The sequence below is a fragment of the Spirosoma endophyticum genome, from assembly GCF_900112365.1.
GTDB lineage: Bacteria > Bacteroidota > Bacteroidia > Cytophagales > Spirosomataceae > Spirosoma > Spirosoma endophyticum.
In genome coordinates, this window is record NZ_FOLQ01000020.1 from 19,578 (window position 1) to 35,332 (window position 15,755).

At 51.2% G+C, this 15,755-nt stretch carries 10 protein-coding genes; 4 read left to right on the plus strand and 6 right to left on the minus strand.

The window, feature by feature from the left end; genetic code table 11:
• The first annotated feature begins 796 nt into the window (after positions 1-796).
• Positions 797-1,372: a hypothetical protein gene (locus BM202_RS29190; RefSeq protein ID WP_093832882.1), complete on the plus strand. Its 576-nt coding sequence runs from the start codon at positions 797-799 to the stop codon at positions 1,370-1,372.
• A 323-nt stretch (positions 1,373-1,695) separates the two neighbouring features.
• Here the strand turns inward: BM202_RS29190 and BM202_RS29195 are convergent, their stop codons facing one another.
• The 5 genes from BM202_RS29195 to BM202_RS37485 form a co-directional block, all read right to left on the minus strand.
• Positions 1,696-2,892, minus strand: a complete 1,197-nt coding sequence (locus BM202_RS29195; protein WP_093832884.1) for an alpha/beta hydrolase-fold protein — start codon at positions 2,890-2,892, stop codon at positions 1,696-1,698.
• Positions 2,893-3,280: 388 nt separating this feature from the next.
• Entirely contained in the window at positions 3,281-3,586 is a 306-nt protein-coding gene (locus BM202_RS29200; protein ID WP_143100781.1) for a hypothetical protein, read from the minus strand.
• Between the two features lie 66 nt (positions 3,587-3,652).
• Entirely contained in the window at positions 3,653-5,515 is a 1,863-nt protein-coding gene (locus BM202_RS29205) for a putative Ig domain-containing protein (RefSeq protein ID WP_093832888.1), read from the minus strand.
• On the minus strand, positions 5,433-5,684 hold the full coding sequence (locus BM202_RS37480) for a hypothetical protein (protein WP_177236724.1): 252 nt from the start codon (positions 5,682-5,684) through the stop codon (positions 5,433-5,435). The genes BM202_RS29205 and BM202_RS37480 overlap by 83 nt, the downstream gene beginning before the upstream one ends.
• Positions 5,685-5,803: 119 nt before the next feature.
• Positions 5,804-6,742 carry a collagen-like triple helix repeat-containing protein gene (locus BM202_RS37485; protein ID WP_177236725.1) on the minus strand — a complete coding sequence of 313 codons (939 nt, stop codon included), beginning with the start codon at positions 6,740-6,742 and terminating at the stop codon, positions 5,804-5,806.
• 206 nt (positions 6,743-6,948) lie between these two features.
• Between BM202_RS37485 and BM202_RS29220 the strand changes: the two genes are divergently transcribed.
• On the plus strand, positions 6,949-7,191 hold the full coding sequence (locus BM202_RS29220; protein ID WP_093832894.1) for a D-alanine--D-alanine ligase: 243 nt from the start codon (positions 6,949-6,951) through the stop codon (positions 7,189-7,191).
• Positions 7,192-7,493: 302 nt separating this feature from the next.
• The gene (locus BM202_RS29225; RefSeq protein ID WP_093832896.1) at positions 7,494-7,958 is read left to right on the plus strand and encodes a hypothetical protein; all 465 of its coding nucleotides are present in this window, start codon (positions 7,494-7,496) and stop codon (positions 7,956-7,958) included.
• 82 nt (positions 7,959-8,040) lie between these two features.
• Here BM202_RS29225 and BM202_RS29230 read toward each other — a convergent pair whose 3' ends face one another.
• The gene (locus BM202_RS29230; protein ID WP_093832898.1) at positions 8,041-12,219 is read right to left on the minus strand and encodes a hybrid sensor histidine kinase/response regulator transcription factor; all 4,179 of its coding nucleotides are present in this window, start codon (positions 12,217-12,219) and stop codon (positions 8,041-8,043) included.
• Between the two features lie 168 nt (positions 12,220-12,387).
• Between BM202_RS29230 and BM202_RS29235 the strand changes: the two genes are divergently transcribed.
• Positions 12,388-15,585: a polysaccharide lyase family 8 super-sandwich domain-containing protein gene (locus BM202_RS29235; protein ID WP_093832900.1), complete on the plus strand. Its 3,198-nt coding sequence runs from the start codon at positions 12,388-12,390 to the stop codon at positions 15,583-15,585.
• Positions 15,586-15,755 lie beyond the last annotated feature (170 nt).

Consider the following 15,755-nt stretch of genomic DNA (forward strand, 5'->3'; position numbering starts at 1 on the left):
ATATCAAGCATACCATGTATCACTGTGGTCAGCTTGGGCTCATCAAGCGAGTGGTGGATACACGCCATGATTTCGGTCTAAGATTAGCGAAGTAACCCATTTAAGAAGTAGATCTATGAGGTTTCCTCCGTCTCAAACGGGAGGGTTTGAAGAGACGGAGAAAAGATGAGTATTTAGCCTAAAGCCCTACTTTAGCTAACATCTAACTTTTATATACTAAAGCGTTCAGGGTAAAAATGGAAATCAACTCTAGTATAGTGAACGTAGTATTGATGCTGCTGCTAAACGGATCCTGCACAAAAAAAACGGCAAATACTACCCAGGCTGTTTTGCCCGTTAAAACTACTTCAACCCTTGTGGCTATTGATTCCATTCCCACCAGTCTTGATTCAAACTGTCACATTTCAGGTCCAGTAGTTCTTCACGTGAAGGATAAAGAAGGGTACGTAACTTATCGAGGTAATGTTCCTCTATACAGTATTGTGACCACTCCGCCTTACGATTCGGACAGCCAGACAATTGGCTATGTCTGTAACATGCCTGATAAATTTAAACGGGCTACGCTAAAAGTTAAATTTAGTGGTAGATTTTACCATGCTTACAAATTCATTAAACGAAAAACGGCTGGGGAGACGAATTTATATCTTCAATTGGACTCCATACGAATTGCACCGCTCTAACAATAGCCAGGTCTGGAGAGATGCGCCCATAACCTAATCGGAGTTGTAAAACGGGTTTTGAAAGGATACAATAATCTTTTTGCCAATAAGTTAGTACTTTATTGACCTAGAAAGATATGAGTTGTAAGGTGTGGTGGAGGATTACTAGTTTACTATTGGTGCCTTTTTTCTCTTGGGGGCAGACATTGAAAATAGCTCCTTTACCTTATAGAGTCTGTGAGTTCAAACCTGTTTATGTTGCCGAGAAAGACTCACTTAGAAAGCAGGTTGTCCTTGACTCTATAGCGGTTCTTTTACCGGGTCGCTGGCAACTCGTTGAAGCTGGTGCGGGGGCTTGTTTCACTCCACCCTATGCCCCAGATCAGTATACGGAAATGATCCTAGATGGCCAAGGCTATGGGGTTGTCTATCAGGGAGGCAAACTGCTGACAAGTTTTCAGCTTCGACTTAGTTTCTATCAGGGGCAAGTTCATTTCATTTTGGACGAGACGCGTAATCCGGCCTATTTTAAGTTTTTCCCCTCTTCGCTGGACAAAAAGGCAGGCTTACGTTACAGACCTACTATTCCCTTTGCCTATGCGTATAAGAATAATCTTCAAGTCTGTGAGGAGACCCTGCATTTATATGGGCCAAGAACAGGACTAAGCTTCGTTTTTAAACGTTTACCCACCCGTTACGGTCCTGAACCTTGACCAAAAAATACCATTTATTAACGTGAACTCGGGATTAGATTTGAACTAGTTTGACCTAGATATAAGGCTTGGTCCGTCTTCAAAGAAGGGCAGTAAAGTTTTGAGAAAGTCAACGGCGTTGAAACTTGCTGTGGTCACTGTTAAGTCCATAGGACAAAACTAGTGATCGGAGTGATTACATAAATTTTATTTAAACGAACGCCCCCTATAGGCTCTAACCATTTTAGAGTTTTTCATGAAAGCTCCCCGTCTCATATGGGAGCGTATTTTGAGAAAATTGCTTTCTACATGTCTATGTCCCTTATGTCGTCGTATGATACTAGCTAGGGTTTGTTCCTCTGTTGTTGGATCGCTTTGTTGATTTTCTCGACATTATTCCGGTAAGCGGCTAGGTTGGGACTGTTGGACTGCTTCCCTAACGCATATGCTTTCTCATAACTTCTCTTCGCTAAATTTAAGTGACCCGCTCCCTGATAAGCGTCGCCTAAACTATCGTACACATTACTAGAAAGTGGAAACTGCTCGGCATTGCGCTTAAAGACGACGACTGCGTTCTCGGCTTGCCCTTTGAACAACAACTCGTAGCCTAAACTATTCAACTGCTCTTCCGGAATGGTAATCCGGTAGCCATAGTGAGTGGACAAACGGACATAGTGACTATCGAGTTTGGCTAAGCTCTCAATCTGGGGAAGTGACCAATCTTTATAGAGTGTTTTTAAGGCAAAATACAAGCCCAGATGCACCACTGAATTGTGCGTTTCATCGGCGATGAAGCGATAATCCCAGCTTAGCCCATCCGTGGCTCTTTTGGCTAACAGATCAATTAAGCGCTGAGTGCTTTGCTGAAGCGTGGGCGAGTCATCAGGGCATAAGGTTAAGTAGAGAAAGGTATTTCTAATAATTGACTGCTTGAGGATCGAATCGGCTAGGGAGGGAATAGCTTGCCCATCCCACCACAAGGCCGGACTAACACCAATATAGGCATTGAACGAAGCGGGTTGAGTCAAAAAAGCGTTGATCGAACAAAGTCCACTTAACGATGTCCCGGCCAAGATTTTATAAGGCTCGGTTCGGAAATGCTTCTGGATAAACGGTTTTAGCTCCTGATTGATGAAGGCTAAAAATTGGCTTACTCCTCCAGCCGTGGGATAGTCTTTATCCACGCCTTGTCGAGGCTTTGAAGTCATGTCGCGTACCCGGTCCGAGTTGGTAATGCCCACAATAATCATTTTAGGCATCAAGCCTAAGGTAGCTAAATAACTGATCATACCCCCAGTGTGCATGATGTGGGCATCCCCATCCAACAAGTAGAGGACGGGATAGCGCGCTATGGTTTCGCTGTAGCCGTCGGGTTTGTAAATCAGGATGGTCCGGTCCTCATGGAGAATGTTCGAATGTAGTAGAGTTGATTCGCCTACCGTGATGGGCCGGGGTTTATCTTGGCTACTGGCGAATGAAGTGGTGAGTAGAACAGCCCAAAGGACATGGCTAGCTTTGGTGAGTAGGTTTTTGATGGGCATAAGGGGTTGGGTTTCGCGATGAAACTGCCCTGTAGCGGAAAGGTTACAGCTTAGCCGATAAATATCTTTTTATGGCTATTAGTAGGGCTTGTACAAAAAAGGGGACAGCACAAGGCGCGTATAAAAAGCGGGCCGCTTAAGGGAGTGAGAGCCTAAAAATTCAGCCAGACCTTATTAGAAACGTCTTGCGAAACGCCCGAATTACAAATACTTAAAACTTACAGCGTCTCAGTTAGGAGCATTTTACACGCCGATTATTTTTTAATGACTGTCAACTCCCGTAAGTAGCATACAGCTCAGCCCCTCCTACGCATGCCTTAACTAAAACGCATCCTACTCCGTAATAAACTAGCGCTGATCCCCTCCTGCCCAGATGAATTCAGCGGATCTAACCCATCAGCTCACAGCAGGCCACCGCGGGCTGAGCCGCCAAATAGACTGCCAACTGCTGAATCACCCTCTGACAGGCATGGCTGCTTTCCGCCTCCTGACAGCAGCCCGCACTGGCCCACAGTGTCACCACCGGACACCGGTGATGGCCTGACTCAGTCAGAAACTGCGCTGCCAGAAAGCCCGGCTGGCAGCCCAGCACCGACAGGATCGAAGTCTCAAAGAAGCGGCTGACCGCCGACAAGGTGCCTGGCAGCAGCGGCAACCACAGCAACCAGCCATCGCTTAGACAGAAGCGAGCCATACCAAGGTAGTAGGGGGGGTAAACCAGGGGCCAGCCAAATCCATAAGCCCAGCTGGCCAACCGGCATCATTTCTTAAAATACTCGATCACCTCGGCGTCCTGGTTGTTGTTCAGTCGGGTTTCGGTCCCACTCGGATCGACCACCGTCGCACTCACACTCAGCCGGCCTTGGGTGGTCCCCGGTGTGAGCGGGCCACTCAGCCCAACGCTGAGTCGCCCCCCCGCCGGAAGAGGCTGGGTGGAGGTCAGCGTGTACATCCCATCCACCGGCCCACTGAATCGCCAGAGCGGGTTCTGCACGGGTTTGCCCCCCACGCTGGTGGCCGCTGGATCAAAGCCCAGCTTGAGCATCGTATCCTCGCTCAGCTTGACGCTCACCGGACCCGAAGTCGCCACCCCGTTGAGCTCATAGACACTCACCACCACGCTCACCGAGGTAGGGCCATACACCAGGGCCGGTTGGGCAAACAGCACTAGGGCCAGGTCCGAAGGGGTGCTTCCCACAGTGACGACAAAGGGAAGCCCTAGCCCACGGCAGCCGTTGGCATCGGTGGCCTGCACGATGGCGGTAAAGCTGCCCGCCTGGGTGGGGCTGCCCGATAGCCCCCCCGTGGTGGCCAGACTCAGCCCCGGCGGCAGGCTGCCACTAGATAGACTGTAGCTGTAGGGGCCACTGCCACCCGAAGCGGTGAAGGTCTGGCTGACGGACGCGTTGATGGTAGCCGTGGTGGTGACCGGGTTACTGACCGTCACCACAGCCGTATTGCTGATGACGGTAATAGTAGTGGTGCTCATGCAGCCAGCCGAACTTACTACGGTGACCGAGTAGGTGCCCGGACTGCTCACCGTGCGGGTCTCACCAGAACCGGCCAGCACGCTACCGTCGGGGTTGGTAAAGGTATAGTTGGTGCCTCCCCCAGCGGTGAGCGTCAGACTGATCTGTCCGCAGGTGAGCGTAGCCGAAGGACTGGCCGAGAGCGCAACGGTGAGCGGAGCAGTGACCGTCAGGTTCACGAAAGCGGTGTTGGTACCTGATCCGGCATCGGCCACCGTCAACGTCACCGTCTGAACACCCGACACGGTTGCACCCGGCGTTACGGATACGGTTGGGTTGTTGCCGCCTGACAGGGCAATGCCTTGGGGCGCGGTCCAGGTGTAGCTGTAGGGACCCGATCCGCCGGTGACCGTCACCGACAGCGTGGCCGTGCTACCGGCGCAGACGGGATTGGGACTCGATGAGGTGGTCAGCACCAGCGCCGAGGGGCCGGTGTAGGCCAGGAAGGCGGGCGGTGTGGTCTGGTCATAAGAGCTGTTGGTCGTCGTCAGACGACAGCGGTAGTAAGTGGAAACTGTCACGTTGGCCGTGTAGGTAGAACCGGTGGCATTGGGCACGTCGGTCCACTGACTGTTGTTAGGCGACGACTGCCACTGGTAACGCATGGCGCTGCCGTTGAGATTGACCGACAACTGACTGTTATAAGGCGCTGCTCCAGTAGTCAGGGTGGCTTTGGTCACCAGGCCCTGCACGGTGCCGGTCAGTACACCCTCGTTGACCATGTCGGCGCTGGGAAACAGGTCGGTGCGCAGGTAGAGCTGCCCGTTGGCATTAAGGGCGGTGTTGGCCGTCAGCGTGGCGTGGCTCGTTACCGACAGCAGGCTATTGAGCGTGCTGCTGCCGGTGCTGTGGCTGAAGCGGAGGTCGGCGACGGTAGCCGCCCCGGTCCCGCCGTAGGTGGTGGAACCGTTGGCCGCAAACTGCCCCGTGGTGAGGCTGAGCGAACCGTTGTTGGTCAATGACCCACCGCCGTAAACCAGCCGCACGGCCCCGCTGCCCACCACCCGGGTGTTACCACCAATGCGCAACGTGGGCTGAGCGAGTGCGCTGCCGACCAGCGTCAGCAGGCATAGAAGTGAAAGTAGTCTCGTCATAAAGGAAATGGAAATTCGTGAAATCGACGGGTTGATCAGAAGCGGCTTCGTACGGCAACCGGGCAGAGCCACTGCCCGTCTTGCTATGAGCCGACGTGATAGCGGTTGTACTGCCGAACCAAAACACGTCCTGGAACGGAACCGTACAACCCGCAGCGCACTTCAGCATGGACATCCTGTTGCTCTGTAGAGCTCAACCGCAGGTTGAACCGGTCAAAAAGGGTTAAGTGCTGATTCCGAAGAAGCTATTCTTATCGCCCAAAAGCTACGGACTACTCCGGTAACGTGTTATCGAATAGCAAGCGGCCGGGCAATCACAGTGGGCAGCCCCGCTGTTGCGCGGGTAACTGGCGTTAACGCATAGCCAAGCGTGGTCGGTTGAGTCGTAACAGCCGAACAGAGGCCGGTCGTGGGACTTTCGCTCGTGGCAATAGTTGGCATGGTTACGGTGGGCGATGTACCGTCCGAGTTCGGATTGCTCGCGCTGTATAAGCTGCCAGAGCTATATGAATAGGTTAGCACTTTCGCGGCGCGGTAGTTTGCGGTCGAACTTCCTGCGTTGAGATAAGGGGTACCGGAGCAATTAGCCCCTGTCCAGTAAATCTGGGTACCCAGCAAAAAATCGGAATTATTATTCCTGGTCAGATAGATCGTTACCACATACCCCGCGCTGGTCTGAACAGTGACGTAGTTTGAAGAGGCTATATTGGCGGCTGGCAAATCGATGAGGATACCGAGCTTTACGTTGTTGGCGTCGTATACCGCTAATCCCCCCCCCCCGGGCGTTGCCCACTGCGTGTTGTAGTTGGTGGCGTCCACCTTGGTCAGCACCTGCCCGGCCGTGCCGCCAGTAGGTACCCCCGGCCCGGCGGGACCTTGCGGGCCGGTAGCGCCAGTCGGCCCAGTCGGCCCTTGTGGGCCCGTTGTACCGGGGGTGCTCAACGAGGTCCAGGCCGTGCCGTTGTAGAAGTAGAAACCAGCCGTACCGTCGGTCTGGTAAACCAACAGGCCGGTGGCGGGGCTGCTGATGAGGCCCCGCTGCTGGGCGTTCATGCGGGGCACGAGCAGGCCCTGGGTGGTGCTTTTAACGTCAAGCAGTGCCGAGTTGTCGGCGGTTGAGCCGTCGGTATTGACGGCAACTGAGCCGGTTTGGGCTTGGGCCGTCGAGAGCAGCGTCAGTAGAGCGGCTCCCATCAACAAAGAGGTAGGTAAAAGTTTGATGCCCATACGTTTGGATAGCAGTTATAAGAAAAGTAAAGAAGTGAAGGTCATTTGGTTGTTCACCAGCCAAACAAAGGAAGGCATGTACTAAATATACTTTTCAACTCATAAATCATTCAATCACAGAACGACCGTGATTGAATGATTTATAAAGTGTGTCACTTGTCAGGCTTATATTGTTGGCTGAAGATTCACTAGCTGTCGTAACCCTGATGACCCAGTGCGAAAAAGCCGCTGGGTCAGTCAATGTCAGGTCTCTCCTTCGAATTGACTATCGGCAAGATCAGCAGGGACAGTATTTTTTATTTGATGAAAACCTGAAACCAAACATAACCGGAGCCGGTCGGCCAAGTCGAGACGATCAGGATAGTTTATCAACCATGGCGGCTCGCAGCATCGGCTGGCGTTATCAGGATTTACTTTTTACTATATTAGCCCAGCGTTGGTCTCTGTGATTGATGTCACTTAAAACGCCCATTTAAAGAAGCAGCTCATGAAGTTCTATTGGCTCAAATAGGAAGCTTTAAAGAGAACCTTGTAAGAGAGCCAGGGCAGCGGATCGCTATTTTTAAGGCTCTTCGGCCCTGGCTGCTATACTTGATGCTCAGCGCCACCTGGTTAGTTCGTTAATCACTTTATAGAAACCAACTTTAAATTAGAGAGTTTCATAAACTTGATCGCCCTAAAATCAAAACGGTTCCAGAACAGTACACGTCGGTGCTGTCTTTGAATTAAAAACCAACCCGCCAGAACAACCATGAAAAAGCGAGAAATTCAAAAAGCTCAAATTCCAAATCCGGCTCTAAAAGGATTGGCCAACTTGATTGGCGAATGGAAAACGGCCAGCACTCATCCCGCCGTCCCCAATAAGGTTTTGCCCGGTACATCATCCTTCGAATGGATCGAGGGCGGTGCTTTTCTGAAATATTATTTGGAGGTAGATGAAAAAGGGTTCCCAGTTGGCATTGGCATCTTCGGTAGTGACGATGCGACGGGAGAAATATTTATGCTCTTCTTTGACGAGCGGAAGGTTTCGAGAAAGTATGAGGTTTCCGTGGAAGACAACGTAGTGAAATGGTGGCGCAATGCCCCTGGTTTTTCGCAACGCTATAGTTGGACAATCACGGATAATGGCAATACCATTATCGGAAAAGGTGAACTATGTGAAGACGGCGAAACATGGGGAAACGATTTAGACCAGACATTTACTCGTGTCAATTAAAAGAGGGTATTTTGAGATGAGTCATCTTGCTAAAGATAGCCATCCTATTATTGCAGCGGCCCACTAATAGATTAGGAAATGATTACATATCAATAGCATATTCGCTTGGGGTTTTGCCGAATTGCTTTTTAAACTCCTTACTGAAATATTTACGATCGTTGAATCCTACAGCATAAGCTACTTCATTCACCGAAAGTTTTTTCTGCTGTAGCAACTGTGTAGCTTTCTGTAAGCGAAACGACTTAACAAAATCATTGACCGACATGTCCGTTAGGGCTTTGAGCTTCTTATATAAGACCGACCGGCTCATGCCTACCTCAAGGGCCAGTTGATCCACATCAAAACCGGTGTTGTCCAGATGCGTTTCAACGCTTTGCTTCACTTTGTTCAGAAATTGTTCATCTACACTGCTAACTTCGATATTCTGTGGTTGCAATGTAATCTGACGGCTAAATCGTTCCCGCATGATTTCGCGAGCAGCCAGCATATTCCGAATGTTCAGGGTCAATACCTGAAGGCTGAAGGGTTTCGTCAGATAACAGTCAGCACCCAACGCCAGGCCGCTAACCTGATCGCCAGTAGTGGTTTTGGCCGTCAACAGAATAACTGGAATGTGGCTGGTCCGTTCGTCGGCTTTTAGCTGATTACATAGGGTAAATCCATCCATTTCTGGCATGGTCACGTCGCTGATAATCAGGTCAGGAATCTGCTCAATGGCGGTTTCCCAACCCGCCTGGCCGTCCACACATTCGATAATCGTATAGCGTCCGGCCAGCGACCCGCTGACAAAAGACCGTACGGCCGGATTGTCCTCAACCAGAAGAATCGTGTACGTTTTACCCGTTGACTGATTGGGTATATCAGCCCCGTCCAGTGCATTTTGTTCCATAACCGCGGTTGATAGGAGTAGGTCGGTTTCTTCCAGCTTCGCGTCGTTGAGCAGAGCAGAATTCGGTAGAAAGTCTGATGAAAATGACTCCTCTAGCGCATTGGGGGCTGGTCGGGAGGTCAGTTTACTATAGTTTTCCAGATGCTTATGCCCCGCCCGTAACATTATGGTGAAGCAGGTTCGATTCTGGTGGGCATTGGGTGCGATTTGGCTCTCAACCGTCAGCGTTCCTTTATGCAGTTCTACGATGGTTTTTGAGAAAGCCAAGCCAATGCCGTAGCCGGTGTTTTGAATGCCGTGATCCGTTACCTGGTAGTAATTTGTAAACAACTTACTGATATGATTCGGGGCAATACCCCGTCCGTTGTCAATCACCCGAATATAGATTTTATCGGCCTGCTGTTCCAACATTAGGCTAATCTGTCCGCCATCGAGTGTGAATTTAAAGGCATTTGACAGCAGATTGAACAGCACCTTTTCCAACTGCTCCCGGTCAAACCAGGCCGTTAAGGTATCCATCTCGTGCCGAAAGGACGCCATGATGTGTTTAGCGTATGCTACTTCGTTGAAAAACAGAAAAATATCGTTCAGAAACTCAACGAGATCATGCTCAGCCACGTGCAGATTGAGTTGATTGGTTTCGGCTTTGCGAAAGTCCATCAGCTCGGTAACTAAGCGCAGCAACCGTTCGGCATCTTTCTGGATGTAGCCTAACTGTTGCTGCACAAGGGGGTCCTCCCGTCGGGCCAGCATGAGCCGTTCGATAGGGCCGGAAATCAGCGTTAGGTGGGTGCGGATTTCGTGTGAGATGTTCGTAAAGAAATTCAGCTTCAACTGATTCAACTCGTGGTCGCGCCGGAGCAATGCCCGAAGCACGAAGAACCGAATCAGGAAGATGATAATCCCCACCACAAGGGCGGTATACAGCGCATAGGCCCACCAGGTTTTCCAGAATGGGGGTAATACTCTGATGTGTAACGACGTGGGCTTGCTCCAGATGCCATCGTTGTTAGCCCCTTTTATCCAGAAAACGTATTCGCCGGATGGCAGGTTAGTGTACGTAGCAGAGGGTGACCGCTTGTACGTCCAGTCCGGATCGAAGCCCTCCAGCTTATAGCCGTATTGATTTTTACCGGATTTGATATAGCTCAACAGGGCAAAATCAAGGCTGAATACATTCTGGTCGTGGCGGAACGTGATGGTGCGGGTCAGGCTGATATCGCGGTTCAGCAGATGATCGGGTCCATTGATGGCTACGGGCTGATTAAACAGCCGCAACGCCGTAACGACAACCGGGCTATGTTGGTGGCTTACGCCTATCTGTTGCGGGTAAAAGGCAGTAATACCCTGATAGCCACCAAAAAACAATTCGCCCGAACTGCTTTTGCAAGCCGCATTGTAGTTGAAATCATTTCCGGCTAACCCATCACGGGTGGTGTAATTGATAAACCGGCGGGTTTTCGGGTCGAACTGCGATAGCCCATTGGCGGTGCTAACCCAGATCGAACCATTGTCACCATCCAGTACGCCTACCACTTCATTATGGGGTAGACCGTCGACGGTGGTAAAGGTTTCCATCGTTTTTGTCCGGGTATCGTACACACTTAGCCCCTGTTGAGCCGTGCCAATCCAGACCCGACCGGCGCGGTCTTCCCAAAGGCAGTTGATAACGGTTGCGTCTAAGTGGGGGCTCTGCATACGTGCAACGGCAGGAGCGTCGGGACCATCAACGTACAGTCCGGCGTTGGTACCAACCCACAAATTGGTTTTCGAATCTTCCAGCAGGGTTTTCACCTGATTCTTTCCAACCCGTTGTTGAATCGCCGAGACAAACGAAGCCGACACAGGAGATTGTGTACTAATAAAACTCTGAAGGCCCTGATTGGTGCCCACCCAGAATTTTCCGTCGCGGGTTTCCAGCAAGGCCAGCACTTCGGCACTCAGTGATTCGGCGTCGCCCTCCTTAAACAAAAAATGCTGAAAGGTACTGTTCGCCGGATTAAGCCGATTCAGGCCACCCCCATGCGTACCAACCCAAATCGTTTCATGCCGGTCGCGGTACACGACCTTCACTAAATTAGACCCCAAACTGGCCGGGTTAGCCGGGTTATGCTTATAGACCGTAAACCCGCCCGTTTTTCGGTCGAACAAATTCAGACCCCCGCCTTCGGTGCCAATCCACAGGTTATGAGCTGAAGTCCGGCCGGGAGCGGTCGGTCCGGGGTCAGCTTCGGCAATCGAGCTGATGACATCGTCGCTAAGGCTAAATCGGTCGGCGCTGTTCCGATAGACGGTAAAATCCGTATGGTGCGGGTAGATGACGTTAATGCCCCCGTAATACGTGCCAATCCAGATTGACCCCTGGCTATCTTCAAAAATACTGTAGATTGAATTTCGGCTCAGGCTTTTCGGGTTAGCCGCATCGTGCCGGTACGATGCGGCCGTCTCCGTTTTGGGGTTAAACAGGCTTAGCCCTTCCTGCGTTCCGATCCACAATCGCCCTAGTTTATCGACGTTGATTTGACGGATGTTGTTGTGAATCAGGCCTGACGGACTACCGGGCACGAATCGTGTGAAGGTATTCGTCGTTTTATTATAGCGGTTTAGCCCCCCATTCAGTGTACCAACCCAAAGGTTATGCTGGTGATCTTCCGCAATGGCCGTAACGTAGTTATCGCTTATACTCTCCGGTTCTGCTGGTCCATGCCGGAAGGTTTGAACACGGTAGCCACCCGTTTTCGGGGTCATCCTGACTAAGCCATCGGCTGTACCAACCCAAAGAATACCTCCAGCGCCTTCAAAAACAGCCCGAATGTTATGATTGGACTGCTCTACCCCTGGTGTAGTGAAATAGCTTCTGAAACGTAGTGCCCGTCGGTCAATCAGTTGGTTGAGACCGTTACTGGTGCCCACCCAGAGTGTTCCTTTCCGGTCTTCATACAAACAATTTATTTGACTCTGGCTAAGCGCACCGGGCTGGTTGGGATGAGCCAGTAGGCGCTCAAACGCATCAGTACGCGGATTATATCGGTTCAGTCCGTTTTGAGTACCCACCCATAGGTCTTTCTGCGAGTCGCTTAACAGCGAGATAATGTAATTCCCGCTTAAGCTGCTGCTGTCGACGGGTTCGTATCGGTAGGTTCGAAACTGGTGCCCATCGTAGCGACTCACGCCCAGCCGGGTGCCAAACCACATAAACCCGCGACTGTCCTGTGCGATAGCCAGGACGGAGTTTTGCAACAGTCCACTCTCAGTATTGAGATGCTCGAACGCTGGTGCCTGACTGACCGCCCGGACTACGGCCAGCAGTATCAGACTGATGACCAAACCCATGCGAATGACTAAGGCCTCTGCCAACAAAAAGTAACGCATAAATGAAGATGAGCAGATTATGGCCTTGAAAAACAGCTCTAAAGTTAAAGAAAACCTAAAATTTACCCTAGAACAGACTGATTTTACACCCTTGTTTCCAAGCGTCTTCCTCAATTTTGTTCCACCCACAACCAGCGATGTACAGTAAAACCCATCCCTCAATCTGCCATGAAAAAGAATGTACGTTACCTCCTGATCATTACGGCCCTGGCTGGCTCTGTATCTGTTTTCGCACAGTCAAATATCGAAAAGGTTCGATCGGCCATGTTGGCGGGTTATGATTTAAATTCCCGGTTTGTACTCCCGGCTTCGGCTCCGCCCGCCAGTACGATTCTCGCCAGTATCAACACCGATGGGAGTTTTAACCGGGCAAATCCCACGCCGACTATCGCTGATTTGACAACGAGTATCTTCAAATTGATGTATGTGTTCGAGAAACCCGATTCAATAGCGTATTATCAGACTACGGCAGTCAAAGACAAACTCTATAAATCGCTGAACTACTGGCTTGGTCAGTACCCGGCCTTTGCCTGGACCACCTCCGCCATGGAACAGCCTTCGGCGCTGGGCGTGATTCTGCTGAAACTATCGGATAACTTTCTGGCCGACCAGGCAAACCCGACCTACGCCAGTCTAATTGCGGGCATTCGCGCCCGGTCAAACGGATTCATTCGCTATAGCTGGAGCAACGGGGCCACAAAAACCACGCTGACCAACCCAAACCTGGGCACTATTCTTACTGACGATTGGCACCGGATGGGTAACCTGGGCTACCGGCTCTTTGGGTACGCAGGTATCCTGGCTGCCACCGGCGACAGCACCTCGATGGATACGCTGTCGACGATGGTGGCTAACCAGTTTGCCTTCCAGATTAATAAGCCTAACACGCCTGTGATAGCCGCTCTATACGACGGTTCGATGCACCAGCATGGCCCGCAAACGTTCAATGTCGGCTACGGGAGCGACTGGCTGACGGCGCTGGGGCGGTTTGCCGGAGCCGTGAAAAACTCAAGATGGAAATTAACTACCGTCCAGCAGCAAACCTGGGGCGATCTACTGTTGAACGGTATGCTCTGGATGTACTATAAAGGTCGAACGGCTCATAACATCGTCGGGAGGCACACGTCTAAAACAGGGTCGTTGTCGGGCAATGCCTACTCCTTATTCAATGACTTTGTTAACGTAGCGGATGCAAGCTTACCGCAATACGCCCGAATTAATGCACTGAAAGCAAACCTCATCAACCCAAATTTCCAGCTCGATTCAAGCAAATATCTTTGGAATTCGCACCTAATTCTACACCATTCACCTCGCTATTTTGCTTCCATTAAAATGCTCTCGAGCCGGACAGTTGGCGCTGAATCGTCGGATGCGGCTTCGGGTCAGGGCTTAATGAATTTCCACGTAGCCGATGGCTCTACGATGATTTACCGAACCCGCAACGAGTATACCAACGCGCGCGTAGGCTGGAACTGGCGGGCCATTCCTGGGGCCACCATTAAGCAGAAAACGGGTAACCTCCCTTTAGTACCCTGGTCAACAGGCTACGAAAGCGATAACGTATTAGCGGGTGGCGTTTCAGACGGCGATGTTTCTATGGGGATGTTCAGCCTGAGTCGCACTAACACCTACCATACAACCAAAGCGATTAAGTCCTATTTCACCTTCAACGATATGTTGCTGTGCCTGGGTAATTCCATCAACGATACCGATGCCGCTTCGGGCGACGTGCATACAACCCTGAACCAGTGCGAGCGCGTAACCGACGTAGTCTACAAAGTGAATGGCGGGTCCGAACAGACGATTTCTTTGAGCAGCAGTGCTGACCTGAATTTTTCGATTACCAGTCCTTCGTGGTTCTGGCACGACAGCATAGGTTACGTCATTATTCCTTCAACAACGATAGCGACCAGCGCCATTCTGAAAGCCGAAACCCGCACGGGCAATTGGTATGATCTGGACAAACGAAATCCCAATGCCTCCGTGAGTGTCAATGTCTTCCAGTTAAGCATCAACCATGGGTCGAGTGTCGGCTGGAATGACCGAACCTATCGTTACGTAGTCGTGCCCGCCGTGTCGAAAGCGGAGTTGATTGCTTTCGTTGCGAATAAGATTGTGACTCAGGATTCACTATCCCTTTATATCAATTATAACGACAGCCGAATTATTTCAGCCAGTTATAACGGCTACACGGGCGTGTTCTTTTCGGGAGCGGGTGTCAGTCAGGCGAAGAATCTGGGGCCCGATAATGTATCCGTTTCGACCACCAATTACGCGGCTGTTCTTATGAAACGAAGTCCCGGCGGTTTGACTATGCAAGTAAGTGATATCCGCAATGGATTTTACACGAACAACAGCATTCAGTTGGGCATCAACCGCCGGTTGCAGGCCAGTTCGTTTACGCCACCCCGCGCCAATAGGTTCTGCTCCATTACCCCGGCATCCGATACCACCCGACTTTCGGTACCGCTTTCCAAAACCAATTCGGTTTACGAAGGCGAACCGGTACAGATTAGCGCGCTCTACGCGGCAACCACGCAGGACAGCCTGCCGACGGTTGCCGATGCGTACGTGCGCGATGGCACGTACGGTACCACCAATTATGGTACCGCCACGACGCTGGTCGTTAAAAAAGATGGCTCGTCCTACGCGCGTGAAACGTACCTTAAATTCAACGTTAACACGCTATCAATGCCCGTTGTCAATGCAAAAGTACGTCTGTATGGCAGTGCCGGGGCCGATGCCTCTACCACGCAGTGGCAGTTGTACAAAGTAGCCGACAATACCTGGACTGAAACGGGCATTACCTGGAACAACAAACCAGCCACTACAACACTGGTCGCTACGCAAACCGGAAAGTCGGCTTTAGGCTATACAGAATGGGACGTTACGAGCCAGTTGCAGAGTCAGCCTTCGGATGGGCTGCTGTCGTTTAAGCTGATTTCGACCGTTACCGGTTCGGCGACCGATGCCTCGTTCTACTCAAAAGAGTCCGGTACGGCTTCTTACCGCCCCTGCCTTATTTTTACGACAAACCAAGAAAGCAGTCCGAATGGTCGCCGGGGAAGCACCAGCACTGGTTGGCAGGACGAAGGTCAGCCCAACGAGGCCCAGCCTGACGCGGTCCGGCCAGTACGAGTGATCGTTTTTCCAAATCCTGTCAATACGGTCTGCGAAATTCAGGCCGACAGACCCATTCGCGCGATTAGTCTTGTAAACACCGACGGATCTGTTTTGACTCAGCTGTTGGGGCTCGATACCCGGCAGGCAACCCTGCCGCTCACCGGCCTGGCCAGCGGTGTATATGTGGTGCGGGTTATGGGGGCGGACTTTCATACAGCCCAAAAAATTGTTAAAACGAACTGATACACCCACGGGCTTTAATCCATAAAAAACGGGGATAAAATCAAGAAAAATCAAAATACCCCCTATTTCAACACGATTGCCCCCCCTTGTTTTTTCCGCTCTACGCCAATTTTGCTCCCATCCATCGGGCCGCAGGCTACCCTATATCAGAAGCCTGACTACTCAATAAA